Genomic DNA, 17,033 nt, shown 5'->3' on the forward strand with positions numbered 1-17,033 from the left:
TTCTGAATAGTTCAATGAAATTTGATTTATTTTTCATCTTTCTCTTTATTTTTAACAAACCCACACTGTTCATTACCGCAGACAAGTTTATTTCCCTTTTCTACCATATAACTTCCGCATTTCGGACATTTTTCTTCTGACGGCTTCTGCCATGACATAAAATCACATTCCGGATTATCCTCACATCCATAATAACGTCTGCCTTTCTTTGTCTTGCGCAATACAATGTCTTTTCCACATTTCGGGCAGGCAACTCCGATTTTCTCCAGATACGGTTTGGTGTTGCGGCATTCCGGGAATCCGGGACATGCAAGGAACTTTCCATGGGGACCGTATTTGATAACCATATTTCTTCCACATTCTTCGCAGACTACATCGGTTACCTCATCCTCGATTTTAACTGTTTCCAGCTCTTTTTCTGCTTTTTCAACCGCTTCTTTCAGATCCGGATAGAAATTGCTGATAACCGATTTCCACTCTACCTTTCCTTCTGCGATCATATCCAGAAGTCCTTCCATATAAGCGGTAAAGTTGACATCAACAATGCTTGCGAAAGACTGCTTCATAATATTATTGACCACTTCACCAAGCTCTGTCATATAAAGATTCTTGTTCTCTTTTGCAACGTATCTTCTTGTAATGATCGTAGAGATTGTTGGTGCATAGGTACTCGGACGTCCGATTCCAAGTTCTTCCAGTGTCTTTACAAGAGATGCCTCGGTGTAATGTGCAGGTGGCTGTGTGAAATGCTGCTTATAGTCAAAGGATTCTTTCGTCAGTTCTGAATCTTTATCGATACTATTGACCATTACATTTCCACTCTGTTTTTCCTCATCGCTTTCCACATATGCCAGACGGAAACCTTCAAATATAATCTTAGATGCCGATACCGTAAAACGGTAATCATCTGCTCCAATTTTAACAGAAGTTGTCTCATATTTTGCCGGCTGCATTCTGCTCGCCACAAAACGCTTCCAGATCAGCTGATACAGACGGAACTGGTCTCTTGTAAGAGATTCTTTGATTTCTGCCGGAACACGGGTAACATCTGACGGGCGGATGGCTTCGTGTGCATCCTGAATATTTTTCCCGTCATTTTTCTGCTTCTGTTCCGATGCAGTCTCTGCCACATACTCTTCTCCGTAGGCTTTTCCAACATAGGCTCTTGCATTTGCATCCGCCTCCTCAGAAATACGGGTCGAATCCGTACGCAGGTAAGTGATCAGACCAACCGTTCCACTTCCTTTAATATCTACACCTTCATAAAGCTGCTGTGCGATACGCATCGTCTTTGAAGTTGCAAAATTCAGTGCTTTGGATGCCTCCTGCTGAAGGGTACTGGTCGTAAACGGAAGCGGTGCTTTTTTACTTCTCTCTCCGCGTTTTACATCGACCACTTCATATTCTGCCTCTTCCAAATCTGCAAGAATCTTATGCAGTTCTTCTTCGTTATGGATGGTGATCTTCTCATCCTTTGTTCCATAGAATTTTGCTGTAAGAGGCTTCTTTTCTCCCTTTACCTTGAAATTGGCGTCCAATGACCAGTATTCTTCCGGAATAAACGCTGCGATCTCATCTTCCCGGTCTGCAATGATGCGAAGTGCCACAGACTGCACACGACCGGCACTAAGTCCTCTTTTTACTTTTGCCCAGAGAACCGGACTGATCTTATATCCCACGATACGATCCAGCACACGACGCGCCTGCTGCGCATCTACCAGATCCATGTCGATATCACGTGCATTTTTCAGGGATGCCTTTACCGCACTTTTAGTGATCTCGTTAAAACTGATCCGGTATACTTTCTTTCCTTCCAGCTTAAGTGCTTTCATCAAGTGCCAGGAAATTGCTTCTCCTTCGCGGTCCGGGTCAGTTGCAAGATAAATCTTATCTGCTTTTTTTACTTCTTTTCTAAGTCCTGCAAGGATCTCACCTTTTCCTCTGATTGTAATGTATTTCGGCTCAAAGTCATGCTCCAGGTCTACTCCCATCTGACTTTTCGGCAAATCTCTTACATGTCCGTTTGATGCCATTACCACGTAATTGCTGCCGAGAAATTTCTTTATGGTCTTCACTTTTGTCGGTGACTCTACAATCACAAGATAACGTGCCATATATTATATTCCTCCATATTAATAGTGTCAGATCATTTAGCTCTGACATAATAATTTTTTGATCTTTCCTGAATGCATCCTTTCAACTGAAGAGATACACAGATTCCCATCACCTCCTGTGGAGTAAGTCCGGTTTCTCTCTGTAAATCATCCAGCCCCCGCGGATACAAACCGAGCTTACTATACACCAAATTTTCTTTCGTTTCAAGCTTTATTTTATTTTTCGTGTCTGATATAATTGCGATTTTCTTCTTTAGCAGCCCTTTTATAACCAGTTCTTCCAGCAAATCTTCTTCATTCAGAAGAATCCCTGCTCCCTGCCGGATCAGGCGGTTACAACCACAGCTCAGCGGCTCTGTCACCATCCCCGGGAGAGCATAAATGTCTCTTCCTTGTTCAAGAGCCATGTCTGCTGTAATCAGGGATCCGCTCTTTTCTTTTGCCTCCATAACAAGTACCACATCGGCAAGTCCGCTGATCAGACGGTTTCTTGCCGGAAAATGCCAGGCAACCGGTGGAGTTCCCGGTGGCTGTTCAGACAGTATGCCTCCCCGCTTTATTAAATCTTTATAGAGTCCTTTATGTGCCGCAGGATAACATACATCTGCTCCGCCTCCCAGAACCGCAAATGTTTTCCCTCCGACATTTAATGCAGCCCGGTGTGCCATTCCGTCAATTCCCAGTGCCATTCCACTGATAATCTGGATTCCGCTCTCCGCAAGTCTTTCAACAAAGCGAAGCGTCATTTTCTCACCATAGCTGCTACATCTTCTGGCACCCACCACTGCCACCGACGGCATTCCCTCCCGTGGCATCTCCCCGATAAAAAAGAGTGCATACGGCATTCCCGCAAGTTCTTCAAACCGTTTCGGATAATTGTTCTGTCCCCGGACTGCCATCTGAATTCCCCGATCCACCACTTTTTGATACGCTTCCCTCCAATTCCTTTTTTTCTTACTTTCTTTCAGGATCCCCCACTCTTTTTCTGTAATTATCTGTTCTCTGATCCCTTTTTCTTCTATATAATATACTGCTTCCGCAGATCCGTTCTTTCTGTATAATTCACACTTTCTGTCACCTGTGATTCCTTCCACACACGCCAGCCAGTATGTATACCACATTTCACTCATTTCTCTTATCCCCAGTATTCTTTATCCATAACCCGATAACCCAGTGCCTCTCGGAGTGTCACAAGATCGATCTCCTCTTTTTCCTCCATATCTGCAATCGTCCGTGCCACCTTCAACACTTTATGATAGCTTCTCACCGTCAGCTTCATCACTTCATAAGCCTGGCGCATCATCCGTTCTTCCTCTTTCCCAAGACGGCAGTATTTTTCAATTTCATTTTGCCCCATCTGTGCATTTTTTGTCAGCTTTTCTTCTCGAAAACGATCCATCTGACGCATTCTTGCAAGCATCACTTTTCCTCGCATGGTTCTGGAATCCATCCCTGTTCCCTTTCCGGTCAGTTCTTCATATTCAACCTTGGGTGCCTCCATGCAGATATCAATCCGATCCAGAAACGGCTGGCTCAACTTTCCCTGATAATTCCGGATCTGCCCGGGCGTACAGGTACATTGGGGACCAGGAGCCATTCCGCAGGGACATGGATTTGTTGCAGCAACCAACATAAAGTCTGCCGGAAAAATATAAGCTCCCTGCTGCCTTGCCAGATGAATGCATTTTTCTTCTAACGGCTGCCTGAGCACTTCCAGAACACCTCTCGGAAACTCCGCCAGCTCATCCAGAAAAAGGACACCTCCATGCGCAAGTGTTGCTTCTCCCGGCGATGGGATTCGTCCGCCTCCGATGAGCGCTGCCCGTGTCACAGTATGATGGACCTCCCGGAACGGTCTCTGCCAGATCAGCGGATTCTTTCTTTTAAGCAGTCCAGCCGTACTGTAAATCCCCGTGATCTCCAGACTTTCTTCCCGGTCAAGCGGTGGTAAGATCGTCGGGATCCGTTTGGCAAGCATCGTCTTTCCGGAACCAGGCGGACCGACATAAAGCAGGTTATGTCCTCCTGCCACCGCCACCATCGTCGCTCTTTTTACTGCTTCCTGTCCCTGAATATCACTATAATCTATGTCCCATTCTTCCGTTCCATGAGCCTCTTCCTGGTCAAGTTTCTCCATCTGAGGCATATACTCACCCTTCAGCCATCTGCATACCTCCTCCAGAGTCTCTGCCCCAAAAATCTGTATTCCCTGCGCCAGCCTTCCCTCATCCTCATTTGACTTCGGAATCACACAACACCTAAAACCAGCCTTCTTTGCTTCCAGAACAATCGGAAGGATTCCCTCTACCGGCTGCAGCTTTCCATCCAGTCCGAGCTCTCCTGCAAGTAAAATATCCTCCACTGCTTTTTCCGGGAAAATTCCCATTGCCCCGAGTACTGCAACTGCAATTGGAAGGTCAAATACCGATCCCTTCTTGCGGACACATGCCGGCGACAGATTGATCACAATCTTTTTCGCCGGCATGGTATAACCGGCATTGCGCATGGCAGTTCTTACTCGTTCTGCTGCTTCCTTTACCTCAGAAGACAGATATCCCACCATATGAAACATTGGAAGTCCGTTCCCTGCATCTGCTTCTACCTGCACAAATTCTACTTTCAGCCCCAGAATCGTTGCCGAATGTACCTTATAAAATCCCATATTAAATTCACCCTTGCCTTTCCCCGGCAAAAGTTCAGAAGTTTTATTTCAGAAAATGTATGGCGAAATGCCATGAGTGATTTGCTAAAAGAAAACCGATATCTTTTAGAAAATGTATCCTTATGATAGTATGGGCAGGGGATTTTGTCAAGATGATTAGGAGGGGAAATTTGTGGGAGTAGGTTGTGAGGTCATCGTGGGAGAATCATCCCTTTCGATTCCATTGTGCAAACCATTCCGAGAAGCCTCTGAAAGCGAAAATTGTGTCAGCAATGGCTTCCACAATTTTTGAGTCTTCTCTCCATTGCACAATAAGTGAATCGAAAGGGATGATTTTCCCACGATGACCGCCGTACTTTACTGGCAAAATTTTGCCTTGCTGTATCATAGATAGGACAAAATGCCACTGCACAGGTGGGATGGAACCCTGTGTGCAGTGGCATTTTCTAAATAAGCATTATTTACTTAATCTTTGTTTCATGCATTCGTTGGCGTTTAATTCTAAGGTGTCGTCCAGTGGCGCAAGTGGTTCTATTTGACCGTATTTACGTTCTAGGGCAGTTTGTAATATAAAATCGCAGAGTACCGGGTTCTTTGGTAAAAGGGAGCCGTGCGAATAGGTTCCAAAGACATTTTTGTAGCGGGCTCCTTCGGTTTGGTCTTCTCCGTTGTTGCCGTAGCCTTTGAGCATTTTGCCGAGTGGTGATACGCCTTCACCCAGGTAGGTCTTGCCGGAATGATTTTCAAAGCCGACTACAACAGCTCCACTGCTCTCCGGGAGGGTCTCAAACATATAATTGCCGATCATACGCTCTTTTGATCCAACGGTATGAATGTTGATCGCGCCGGTAAAATCGAGCTGGACACCATCCCAGGTCTTATAATACTGGCCAAGCATCTGATAGCCTCCGCAGATTGCGAGGAAGGTCTTTTCATCTTCCACAGCCGCGCGGATCTCTGCTGCTTTTCCGGTCCCCAGGTCTTTCAGAAGGACTTCCTGTTCAAAATCCTGACCTCCGCCAATGAAGAAGATATCATAGCGGTTTGCATCCAGCGTTTCTCCGATCGAGCAGCCTTCTACATTGACCTTGATTCCCCGATCCTCCATACGACGTTTCATTGTGATGATATTGCCCCGGTCTCCATACAGATTAAGGATGTCCGGATAGAGATGACAGATATTCAGTTCCATAATTCCCTCCTTATTCGTAAAATGCCTTGATATCAGTATGCTTGCTGATCTCGCCGCGCAGATCAAACATAGCGGTATAAGTCGGCATAATAAATGTCGGTGTCTCATCCGCTCCGATTGCTTCTAAAAGGTTCTCATAGTCGCGGATCACTTCAATCCGTCCAGTGTCAAATCCTGCATATTTCAGGCGGAGCGCCATATCATCTGCACGGACTCCGGATACCAGAATACGGGTAAAGCGTGCGCTCTGGCGGGCAAGTGCTTCAAAATCCACATCCCAGATCCAGCTGATATCGGTTCCATCTGCATAACGGTCGTTCAGAAGGAACGCAATCTTGCACTCTTCCTCATCATTAGAGATCTGGTTGATGACCTGATTGTACCCTGCCGGGTTCTTGACAAGCATCATACGTGCTTTAGACTTGCCAAGTTCAAACTGTTCCGCGCGTCCGAAACCACATTCAAATCTGCTGAGTGCATCAACTGCTGTGTCTTCATCGATTCCAACAATCTCCGCAGCCGCAACACAGGCTGCCGCATTGTAAATATTGTAACCTCCCGGAAGATTAATGTGCACATCATGGCTATGCCCGAATGCATTTAACACGATATCCGAAGAATCTGCTCCGGTACGCACTACCTGCGTCACGCCAACCTGCGGTGTCTGCCGGTGATATCCACATTTCGGACAGCGGAAACCTCCAAGATGGCTGTAAGTTCTGTAATCGTATTCATATTCTGTCTTACAATGAATACAGTACACTGCATCAGACAATTCAAACGCTGTCTCTTTGTAAATCGGCACATCCACCCCGAACCATACAACCTTATTCGGTACATCATCTGCAAGAGATGACGTCAATGAACAGTCCGCGTTCAGGCACAGGGTTGCATCCGGTACGTGGGTAATTCCTTCGCGGATTGCATTCAACGTGTGGGTGATCTCCCCATATCTGTCCAACTGGTCACGGAAAATATTGTTGACTACCAGACACTCTACCGGCAGCATCTCACTGGTCTTGCGGAACGCTGCCTCATCGCACTCGATCAGTGCGTGTGTGTAGGAACACTTGCCAGAAAGACTGCAGTGCTGTGCAAACACCGTAATGATCCCGGTCAGAAGATTGGCACCGGATTTATTTGCGAAGTACTTATATCCGGCTTCTTCAAATGCCTGTTCGATCATACGGGACGTGGTCGTCTTTCCATTGGTTCCGGTCACTACCGTAACCTTCACCCCACGTGATAATTCCTTTAAAATATCTTTGTCAATTTTTAATGCGATCTTGCCCGGCAGGTTCGTTCCGCCTCGTCCCATCCGCCGCAGGACTGCATTGGATGTCTTACAGGCAAGTACCGCTAATCTTGTCCTTATTCCCATAATTTTTTCCTTTTCTCTCGTAATCTCATTTCTTTTGTAAAACATATCTGCTACTACATGATTCAACGCTCATTATAACGCATTTTCAGACGTACCACAAGCGCAAAATAACCCGAATGGAAAAGCACAGAACATTTCACTTTTACATACAATGTTAGTAACTCTATTTTGAGGTAATCGTATTGAAATCCTTTCCTCCGCCTCTTACTCCAAAAGAGGAATCCGAGCTTCTGAGACGCAGTGCAGACGGTGACAATGAGGCCCGTCATATTCTGATCGAGCGCAATCTCCGTCTGGTCGCTCATGTCATAAAAAAATATCAGCATCTGGAGGACGATACAGAAGATCTTCTGTCCATCGGAACCATCGGCCTTATCAAAGCAGTTTCCACCTTTAACCCGGACAAAAAAGCCCGGCTTGCCACCTACGCCTGCCGCTGCATCGAAAATGAACTTCTGATGATGCTGCGCACCAAGCGGAAGAGTAACCGGGAAACCTCCCTATACGAACCGATCGGTACAGACCGGGAAGGGAATGAGATCCGCCTGTATGATGTCATCGAATCTGATGAAGAAGATGCCTGTATGCAGCTTGCCCTGAAAAATGATATTTCTCTTCTCTATGAAAAACTGGAATCCGTTCTCACCAACCGCGAACAGCTGGTACTGAAAAAACGCTACGGTCTTTATGGTGAAAAAGAATATACCCAGAAAGAAGTTGCAGCTTCTCTTGGCATCTCACGTTCCTACGTTTCGCGAATTGAAAAAGGGGCGATTCAAAAACTCCGCCCCTGCTTTCTTCCTTCTCATTTTTAATTTTTGCCGGTCTAGATCCTGTCTGTCCATTTTAAAATTCATGATGCTTCTTTCACACCGGCAGACAGGACACTCTACTCAAACATTCCTATACCAAAAAGCAGAATGCCAAGTCCCAGAAAGACGCTACTTACAAGCACAAGCCCCAGCAGAGTTTTCTTTTTCTCTCTTGGCAGAAGTCCCCTGTCGTATCCCGGCTGTCCTTTATGGATCAGGTAATTCCCCGCATAAATCAGAAACGGTCCTGCCGAAGCATAAATAAAATACACCGCCACCATCACAAGCAAAATGCCTGTCGATGCCATAGCTTCTGCACTTTCCATCTGCTTTGAAGCCACACTGGAAGTAAGCTGTAAAAGCAATGTCGGTAACGCATTATTGATCAGATGGAAGAACATGTTATAAAACATGTTATCCGTCTCGGCAAGCAGATATCCCATGGCGATTCCAAGCATCGCTGTCGGCACAAACCGCCAGAAACTTCCATGAAATGCACCGAACACTGCTGCACTGATCAGAATTGCCGGCCATGGACTCCTAAAGCCGCGAAAACAGCTGAAAAGCCCGCCTCTGAATGCTATTTCCTCAAAAATCGCCGGCGTGACACAGATCAGAAGAAATGCAAGTCCAAACGGCAGTCCACCGGATAATTCACTCACACTTTCTGTAGCCCCACTCATCTGCTCCGGAAATACATAAAGCAGGATCGATGTCGGAATCATCGTGATCAGAAGGGTTCCGATCCACATCAGCAATGTTCCGACAGTCTTTGCGATCGTCGGTCTGTGAAATGGAAATGCACGCTTTACGTCTTCCCTGAAAAGCACTACTATTCCAAGTGCCAGCACCGCAAGAAGACCCTCATACATTGGAATTCCCCACTCACCAAAATAATAGACACAAAATCCGGAAAGCCAGAATATATCCACGCCGTACAGAAGGATCAGTACGATCGCCGCATATGGCTTCCACGTTTTTTTATTCATCTGCTTCCTCTTTTCTTCTGAGAATATCGTACTTGTCAGCCCTACCGGACAGTTCTACATACAGTACCTGCTTCGGATGTGGTGCACTCTCCTGTTCTTCTCCTTCTTCATTTACGATCCGTTTTACCTGAACCTCCACGTTATCTCCGTTCGGTTTCATGATCTCAATCGTCTCGCCCACCGAAAATTTATTTCTCTGTTCGATCTTCACCATACCGTCTTTAATCTCTTCTGTGATTCCAAGATATGTGTACTCCCGGATATAGGTGTTGCTGTCATAAATCTGTGCCTCTTCCGATGGTTTTCCAAAGAAAAATCCAGTTGTAAACTGCCGATAGGTACAATTCGAGATCTGGTCCAGATACCACGGCATATTCTTCCTGTAAAGCTCCGGATCTTTCTGATAATCATCAATTGCTTTCCGGTATGTTCTCGCTACAGTTGCCACATACAGAGCCGTTTTCATTCTTCCTTCGATCTTGAAGCTGTCAATCCCCGCATCGATAAGCTCCGGAATATGTTCGATCATACAGAGGTCTTTTGAATTGAAAATATACGTTCCTCTCTCATTTTCATAAACCGGCATATATTCTCCCGGACGAGTTTCTTCCACAACAGAATATTTCCAGCGGCACGGATGGGTGCATGCGCCATGGTTTGCATCCCTGCCTGTAAAGAAATTACTGAGCAGACATCTTCCGGAATAAGAAATACACATTGCACCGTGTACGAATGTCTCAATCTCCAGATCATCCGGGATATGTGCACGGATTTCTTTGATCTCACGCATGGAAAGTTCTCTTGCAGATACAACTCTGCTCGCCCCTTGTCTGTACCAGAACATATAAGTTGCATAATTTGTATTATTGGTCTGTGTACTCACATGTCTTTCAATTTCCGGACATACTTCTTTTGCAATCTCAAATACACCCGGATCAGCAATGATCAATGCATCCGGTTTTATTTCCTTTAACTCTTTAAAATATTCCCGCACGCCTTCCAGATCGTAGTTATGTGCCAGAATATTTGCAGTTACATATACTTTTACATCATGCTCATGTGCAAACCGGATTCCTTCCATCATATCTTCTTTGGAAAAGTTCTTTGCCTTTGCACGAAGTCCAAATGCTTCTCCTCCAATATAAACTGCATCTGCTCCAAATACGACTGCAGTCTTCAACACTTCCAGGCTGCTTGCCGGTATCAATAATTCAGGATGTCTTGCCATTATTTTTTTCCTTTCTGTTACTGTTATCTCCTGTTTTTATTTTCGCACGCTCAGTGCCACTCCATCTCCCAGCGGAAGAATAGACGTCTCAAGCTCAGGATGATGTTTCAGAGTATACAGATACTCCCTCATCCGGCTATGGATCGTGCGGTCTCTTCTTTCCACCGCAAACCGTGACTCAATAATATCTCCGTCCTGCAACACATTATCCGTGATCAGGATCCCTCCCGGCACAAGGAAACGCATCACCTGTTCTAAATATGCCGGATATTGTCCCTTTGCGGCATCCATAAACACAAAATCAAATCCTGCATCATCCGGCATGCCTTTCATGATCTCCAGTGCATCGCCTTCAAGCAGCGTAATTTTCTGTTCCATACCTGCCCTGGCAAAATTGGCTCTGGCAATTGGAATCCTTTTTTCGTAATTTTCGATTGTTGTAATGTGACATTCCTCCGGAGAATATTTTCCCATCAGAATTGCCGAAAATCCAACTGCTGTCCCAATTTCAAGAATCTTTACCGGACGTTTGATCTCCAGCATTACTTTCAGAAAACTTTTTGTCTCTTTGCGGATGATCGGAACCATGTCCGCAAGGGCTTCCTGTTCGATCTCATCGAGAACGGGAATGTCCGCGCTTTCCAGAGAATGGAGGTAAGTCGTCAGTCGTTCTTCTACTATCATATCTTCCTCTTTTCTTCCAAGGGAATTCTTATCCTATACATTTATCATAGAAGCGCAGACAAAGTTTATTTTCTTTTCAACTCTGACTGCGCTTCTTTATGCAGATATCTTCGCATCTGCTTATTTTCATAAAAATGCCACAGGCATCTTTATATTATACATCCATAATGATCGGAAGGATCATTGGTTTTCTCTTGGTTCTTTTCCAGATAAAGTCATTCATTGTGTCGCGGATCACAAGCTTAATCTTGCTCCAGTCAGCATGACGGCTCATCAGACATTTTTCAACCGCTTCCGTAACAACCTTCCGTGCCTCTTCCATCAGGCTTTCAGATTCACGTACATAAACAAATCCACGGGATACGATATCAGGTCCGGCAAGAAGCTGGTTGGTACGCTTTTCCAGTGTCAGAACAACAATCAGGATTCCGTCTTCTGCCAGATGCTGACGATCACGCAGTACAATATTACCGACATCACCAACACCGAGTCCATCTACCAGGATTTCTCCTGTGTGTACCTTATCTAAAACTTCTGCACTTTCATCATCCAGTGCGAGTACATCGCCTGACTTGAGGATGAAAATGTTGTCCTTCGGAATCCCAAGAGATTTGGCAATACCTGCGTTCGCTTTCAGATGACGGTATTCTCCGTGAACCGGAATTGCATATTTTGGTTTTACCAGTGAATAGATCAGCTTCAGCTCTTCCTGGCACGCATGTCCGGATACGTGCGTATCCTGGAAAATAACATTCGCTCCCTTTTCAGAGAGTTCATTGATGATATTCGATACCGCTTTTTCATTACCCGGGATCGGATTAGAGCTTAAAATGATTGTGTCACCCGGCATGATTGAGATCTTCTTATGGATATCTGCTGCCATACGTGACAGAGCCGCCATAGATTCTCCCTGGCTTCCGGTTGTGATGATCGTTGTCTTCTCTCTTGGATAGTTTTTCAACTGATCTGTCTCGATCAGCGTATTCTCCGGCACATTCAAATAGCCAAGCTCTGATGCAACCGAAATGATATTTACCATACTGCGGCCTTCTACAACTACTTTACGTCCATACTTGTAAGACGTATTGATGATCTGCTGTACACGGTCTACATTCGAAGCGAAGGTTGCTACAATAATTCTTGTATTGGAGTGTTCGGCAAAAAGCCGGTCAAATGTAGCTCCCACTGTCCTTTCTGACTGTGTAAAACCAGGTCTCTCCGCATTGGTACTGTCTGACATCAATGCCAGTACCCCTTTCTTGCCAATTTCTGCAAAACGCTGCAGATCAATCGCATCACCAAATACCGGTGTATAATCTACCTTAAAGTCTCCGGTATGCACAACAATACCTGCCGGCGAATAGATTGCCAGTGCCGATGCATCCTGGATACTGTGGTTCGTCTTGATAAATTCAATTCTGAATTTTCCAAGATTGATCGACTGTCCATGGCGCACTACTTTTCTTTTAGTTGAGCGGAGAAGATTGTGCTCTGTGAGCTTTTTCTCGATAATTCCCATAGTCAGCTTTGTTGTATAAATCGGCAGATTAATCTCTTTAAGCACATAAGGAAGCGCTCCAATGTGATCCTCATGTCCATGTGTGATCACAAAACCCTTCACCTTATCCGCATTGCTCTTAAGGTAACTGATATCCGGGATTACAAGATCAATTCCGAGCATATCATCTTCCGGGAACGACAATCCGCAATCTACTACAATAATACTGTCTTCATATTCAAAGGCAGTGATATTCATTCCGATCTTTTCAAGGCCTCCAAGCGGAATGATCTTAAGTTTTGAGTTGCTTTTTTTCTTCAATCTCACACCTCCATATATTTTATGTATCTCATCCGTACATTTAATTATCGTAAAATTCGGAGTCCGCCTCTGTGTGCGAACCCCGTTCTTATCTGTCAGAAATATTCTTTTGACAGTTCCGTCTACACTTCAATCTCCACATCCTCCAGAAGCTCTTCGAACACCTTGAGTACGGCATTAAGCTCTACTTCCTCTTCTACCATCTCATAAACGCTGTCCTTCTCTTCCGGCGCACTTGTATCCTTCAAGATCAGGCACTCTGCATCATCCTCTTCTGAATCTGCAACCAGAAGGTAAGTCACTCCATTCAGTCTGGTCTGCTCCACAACAAAAAATTCTTCTGCTTCGCCGCCTTCTCCGCATGTAAACGTTAATTTTTCATTCTTCATATACTTTCCCCTTATCGTCTGATTGTATTCCAAAGCCTGTTACTTTTGCATACCCAGAGAGTCCAGATATCCCTGCAATATAAATACAGCCGCGATCTGATCCACATACTGCTTGCGGTTCTCCCGTCTTACGCCGGATTCCATAAGTGTCCGTTCCGCTTCCACCGTTGTAAGGCGCTCATCCCACATCACGATCTCAATGCCGGTACGCCGCTTCAGCATCTCTCCAAATTCCAGTGCCTTCTCTGCCCGTTCTCCGATATCATTATTCATATGTTTCGGAAAACCGATCACAAACTTCTCTACTCCATGTTCGGTTGCAAGGCTCTCAATCCTTGCCAGTGTCTTCCGAAGCTTGTTCTCGTCCTTCCTCGTAACTGTCTCCACTGCCTGTGCCGTAATCCCCAGAGGATCACTTACAGCAACACCTACGGTCTTCGTACCATAATCAAGTCCCATTATCCGCATCATATCTTCAACCTACAGTTCATGTCTGATATAAGCTTTTAATAATTCTTCTACTATCTCATCCCGCTCAACCTTCATCACAAGGCTTCTTGCTCCGTTATAGCTGGTAATGTATGTAGGATCACCGGACATAATGTATCCTACAATCTGATTCACCGGATTATATCCTTTTTCCACCAGAGCATTATATACAATTTCCAGAATATCTTTTGCCTGGATCTGTGGTCCTGTCTCTACCTGAAAAAATTGTGTATTCGTTATATCTTTCATCTTACGACCTCCAATACTTCATATTCATTTTAATATAATCTATACAAAAATTCAATGCATAATTTGTGAAAGTGAAGTAAGTTCTATCTCTTTTAACTGATTGGTCCACCGGTCTGCCTGTTCCGGTTCGCATGGAACCCCAATCCGCAGATATTCCTTGGTGTGCCCTGTGACATAATTTTTCCCATCACGTTCTGTCATCTCTTCAAATAGAACTTCCACCTTTTTCCCAAGCCATCCTTCTTCATAGCGCTGCATTTTTTTGCGGTTCAGTTCCAGCATGATATTGCTTCTTCGCGTTTTTTCATGTTCCGGGATCTGCCCGTCCATCTTCGCAGCCTTCGTTCCCTGGCGTTTTGAATACTTAAATATATGAGTCTCATAAAAATTGATGCTGTCTACAAAGTCCCGGGAGGCTTCAAATTCTTCCTCTGATTCCTGCGGGAATCCTACGATCACATCGGTTGTCAGTGCCGGATTTTCAAAATACTTCCGGAGAAGCTCACATTTTTCCCGATATTCTGCCGCATCATATCTGCGGTTCATCCGTTTCAGGGTTGCATCACATCCGCTCTGCAGAGACAGGTGAAAATGCGGACATATCTTCGGCAGGCAAGCCAGTTCTTTTGCAAATTCTTCCGTCACGATACGCGGTTCCAGAGAACCCAGACGGATCCTTTTGATCCCTTCAACTCCATGTACCGCGCGGATCAGATCCAGGAGTCCTTCTGTCTGCTTTCCATTTTCATCTTTCCATTCCAGTCCGTAAGAACTGAGATGGATTCCGGTAAGCACCACTTCCTGATACCCATGTTCCGCAAGTGTACGCACCTCTTCCACTACGTCTTCTTTTTTCCTGCTGCGCACGCGTCCTCTCGCATAAGGAATGATGCAATAGGTACAGAACTGGTTGCATCCATCCTGCACTTTCAGATATGCCCTTGTATGCTCTGCTGTCCGGGAAAGATGGAGGCTCTCATACTCGAAGGTATGGTTAATGTCAATGACCTCCTGCATCTGTTCCGGAATGTCTTCTTTAAAATATTCTTCCAGAAGGCGGATCAGATCCTTTTTTTTATTATTCCCGATTACAATATCTATATTCTCATCCAGCTCACCCATATCCGCCTGCGCCTGCACATAACAGCCGGCCGCTACGATCACTGCATCAGGATTCTGTTTTCGGGCACGATGGATCATCTGTCTGGACTTGCGGTCTGCCATATTCGTCACCGAGCAGGTATTGATCACATAGACATCTGCCAGATCATGAAACGGTACGATCTCATATCCGTTCTTTTCCAGCAGTTCCTGCATCGCTTCTGTTTCATAAGCATTTACCTTACAGCCCAGGTTGTGTAATGCTGCTTTTTTCATAAATTTATCCTACTTTCAATATTTATAACATTTAACGAAAATTTCATTCATTCTTCGGCGTTTTGTTCCTTGACTTTTTTATGTATAACTTTTAATATAACTATAGAAAATGAAATCAAGGAGGTGTGTTTTCAATGAAAACCGTACAAATTTCTTTAAATTCTATCGACAAAGTAAAATCATTCGTAAACGAAATCACAAAATACGATTACGATTTTGACCTGGTATCCGGAAGATATGTGATTGATGCAAAATCTATCATGGGTATCTTCAGTCTTGATCTTTCTAAACCGATCGATCTGAACATCCATGCTGAGAACCAGGATGCTGATAACATCATCGAACTTCTGAAACCATACTTAGTATAATAGAATGCGAAGTATCAGGACGCAGTACATTTTCTGTACTGCGTCCTTTCTTTTTTTGAGGAGAGCCTGAAAAAGCTCCCCTTTTTCTTTTATTATTTTACGATGATCGTCTCCACAGTATTCACTGCTTCTGCAAACAGTTCATCAATCTTTTCACTTAAGTTTTCTTCTGATTTGCGGATCACTTCTACATTCGGTTTGGTTACCGGATGTTTTGCCACGAAGATCGTACAACAGTCTTCGTATGGAAGAATGGAAGTCTCATAGGTTCCGATCTTCTCTGAAATATCTACGATCTCCTGCTTGTCAAATCCGATCAGTGGCCGATATACCGGCAATGTACATACATCGTTGGTTGCCATCAGGCTCTGCATGGTCTGGCTTGCCACCTGTCCGATACTTTCACCGGTAATAAGTCCCAGGCATCCGTCTTCTTTTGCAAAATGCTCTGCAATCCGCATCATATAACGGCGCATGATGATCGTCAGTTCATCATGTGGGCATTTTTCATAGATATAAAGCTGGATATCGGTAAAGTTGACTACATGCAGCTTGATCGGTCCTGTATATTTGGAAACCTGCTTTGCAAGATCCACTACCTTCTGTTTGGCCCTCTCGCTGGTGTACGGCGGTGCATGGAAATAGGTTGCCTCCAGTCCGACGCCACGTTTGGAGATCATATAACCTGCAACCGGACTGTCGATTCCACCGGAAAGCAGAAGCATCGCGGTTCCATTGGTCCCGATCGGCATACCGCCAGGTCCCGGAATGATCTCGGAATAGATATAAATCTCTTCTCTTACCTCTACATGAAGCAGTACATCCGGGTGGTGTACATCTACCCGGATTTCCGGGAATGCATACAGAATAGCTTCTCCGAGGTCATAATTGATCTCCATTGATTTCTTCGGATAGGTTTTCTTTGCACGACGGGACTCTACCTTAAATGTGATATTCTTATCCGGATAAACCTCATCCATGTATGCGATCACATCTTTTTTCAGTTCTTCAAATCCTTTATCCTCTACGCGGACAACCGGACAGATCCCTACAATTCCGAATACTCTTTTCAGAGCTTCTACCACTTCATCTCCGTCATAATCTCCGTCACAGTCCACATAAACTCTTCCCTGTGCTTTATAAGTATGGAATAATCCATCCAGGTCCTTTAATGAATGCTTGATCTGTCTTACCAACGCATCCTCGAACATATAGCGGTTCTTTCCTTTGATTCCGATTTCTCCATATTTTATCAAATAAGTCTGAAACTTCATTCTTTC

The 17,033-nt window shown here is 44.8% G+C and carries 16 protein-coding genes; 2 read left to right on the forward strand and 14 right to left on the reverse strand.

Features of this window, described 5'->3' with window-relative positions:
* Window positions 1-26: 26 nt before the first annotated feature.
* From topA to PGY05_RS12365, 5 genes are all read right to left on the reverse strand, one after another.
* A complete protein-coding gene (topA, locus tag PGY05_RS12345; protein WP_055246879.1) occupies window positions 27-2,114 on the reverse strand; it encodes a type I DNA topoisomerase in 2,088 nt (695 codons plus the stop codon).
* 32 nt (window positions 2,115-2,146) lie between these two features.
* Complete coding sequence (gene dprA, locus PGY05_RS12350) at window positions 2,147-3,244, reverse strand: DNA-processing protein DprA (RefSeq protein ID WP_270476005.1); 1,098 nt, start codon at window positions 3,242-3,244, stop codon at window positions 2,147-2,149.
* Window positions 3,245-3,249: 5 nt separating this feature from the next.
* Window positions 3,250-4,776: a YifB family Mg chelatase-like AAA ATPase gene (locus tag PGY05_RS12355; RefSeq protein WP_270476006.1), complete on the reverse strand. Its 1,527-nt coding sequence runs from the start codon at window positions 4,774-4,776 to the stop codon at window positions 3,250-3,252.
* Between the two features lie 457 nt (window positions 4,777-5,233).
* Window positions 5,234-5,968, reverse strand: coding sequence for a type 1 glutamine amidotransferase (locus tag PGY05_RS12360; RefSeq protein WP_330673013.1), 735 nt, complete (start codon window positions 5,966-5,968; stop codon window positions 5,234-5,236).
* 10 nt (window positions 5,969-5,978) lie between these two features.
* Complete coding sequence (locus PGY05_RS12365) at window positions 5,979-7,349, reverse strand: Mur ligase family protein (RefSeq protein ID WP_070098607.1); 1,371 nt, start codon at window positions 7,347-7,349, stop codon at window positions 5,979-5,981.
* 182 nt (window positions 7,350-7,531) lie between these two features.
* Between PGY05_RS12365 and sigK the strand changes: the two genes are divergently transcribed.
* Window positions 7,532-8,164 carry an RNA polymerase sporulation sigma factor SigK gene (gene sigK, locus PGY05_RS12370; protein WP_270476007.1) on the forward strand — a complete coding sequence of 211 codons (633 nt, stop codon included), beginning with the start codon at window positions 7,532-7,534 and terminating at the stop codon, window positions 8,162-8,164.
* 74 nt (window positions 8,165-8,238) lie between these two features.
* On the opposite strand, the gene PGY05_RS12375 is transcribed toward sigK, so the two are convergent.
* The 8 genes from PGY05_RS12375 to mtaB form a co-directional block, all read right to left on the reverse strand.
* Entirely contained in the window at window positions 8,239-9,150 is a 912-nt protein-coding gene (locus tag PGY05_RS12375; RefSeq protein ID WP_270476008.1) for a CPBP family intramembrane glutamic endopeptidase, read from the reverse strand.
* On the reverse strand, window positions 9,143-10,378 hold the full coding sequence (locus PGY05_RS12380) for a peptidase U32 family protein (RefSeq protein WP_270476009.1): 1,236 nt from the start codon (window positions 10,376-10,378) through the stop codon (window positions 9,143-9,145). The genes PGY05_RS12375 and PGY05_RS12380 overlap by 8 nt, the downstream gene beginning before the upstream one ends.
* 36 nt (window positions 10,379-10,414) lie before the next feature.
* Window positions 10,415-11,062 (reverse strand): O-methyltransferase, encoded by a 648-nt coding sequence (locus PGY05_RS12385; protein WP_008375007.1) that lies wholly within the window; start codon window positions 11,060-11,062, stop codon window positions 10,415-10,417.
* 154 nt (window positions 11,063-11,216) lie between these two features.
* Window positions 11,217-12,881: a ribonuclease J gene (locus PGY05_RS12390; protein ID WP_022220372.1), complete on the reverse strand. Its 1,665-nt coding sequence runs from the start codon at window positions 12,879-12,881 to the stop codon at window positions 11,217-11,219.
* A 122-nt stretch (window positions 12,882-13,003) separates the two neighbouring features.
* Window positions 13,004-13,270: a DUF1292 domain-containing protein gene (locus tag PGY05_RS12395; RefSeq protein ID WP_008375002.1), complete on the reverse strand. Its 267-nt coding sequence runs from the start codon at window positions 13,268-13,270 to the stop codon at window positions 13,004-13,006.
* A 39-nt stretch (window positions 13,271-13,309) separates the two neighbouring features.
* Complete coding sequence (gene ruvX, locus PGY05_RS12400) at window positions 13,310-13,738, reverse strand: Holliday junction resolvase RuvX (RefSeq protein ID WP_270476068.1); 429 nt, start codon at window positions 13,736-13,738, stop codon at window positions 13,310-13,312.
* A gap of 12 nt (window positions 13,739-13,750) precedes the next feature.
* On the reverse strand, window positions 13,751-14,008 hold the full coding sequence (locus PGY05_RS12405; RefSeq protein ID WP_008374998.1) for an IreB family regulatory phosphoprotein: 258 nt from the start codon (window positions 14,006-14,008) through the stop codon (window positions 13,751-13,753).
* A 51-nt stretch (window positions 14,009-14,059) separates the two neighbouring features.
* Window positions 14,060-15,385, reverse strand: coding sequence for a tRNA (N(6)-L-threonylcarbamoyladenosine(37)-C(2))-methylthiotransferase MtaB (gene mtaB / locus PGY05_RS12410; RefSeq protein WP_008374996.1), 1,326 nt, complete (start codon window positions 15,383-15,385; stop codon window positions 14,060-14,062).
* Window positions 15,386-15,519: 134 nt separating this feature from the next.
* Here mtaB and PGY05_RS12415 point away from each other — a divergent pair, with 134 nt between their 5' ends.
* Window positions 15,520-15,753 (forward strand): HPr family phosphocarrier protein, encoded by a 234-nt coding sequence (locus PGY05_RS12415; protein ID WP_008374994.1) that lies wholly within the window; start codon window positions 15,520-15,522, stop codon window positions 15,751-15,753.
* Between the two features lie 92 nt (window positions 15,754-15,845).
* Here the strand turns inward: PGY05_RS12415 and thiI are convergent, their stop codons facing one another.
* On the reverse strand, window positions 15,846-17,027 hold the full coding sequence (thiI, locus tag PGY05_RS12420; RefSeq protein WP_008374992.1) for a tRNA uracil 4-sulfurtransferase ThiI: 1,182 nt from the start codon (window positions 17,025-17,027) through the stop codon (window positions 15,846-15,848).
* Window positions 17,028-17,033: the final 6 nt, after the last annotated feature.

It is taken from the genome of Coprococcus sp. AF51-11b1 (genome assembly GCF_027682785.1).
Lineage (GTDB): Bacteria > Bacillota > Clostridia > Lachnospirales > Lachnospiraceae > Allocoprococcus > Allocoprococcus comes.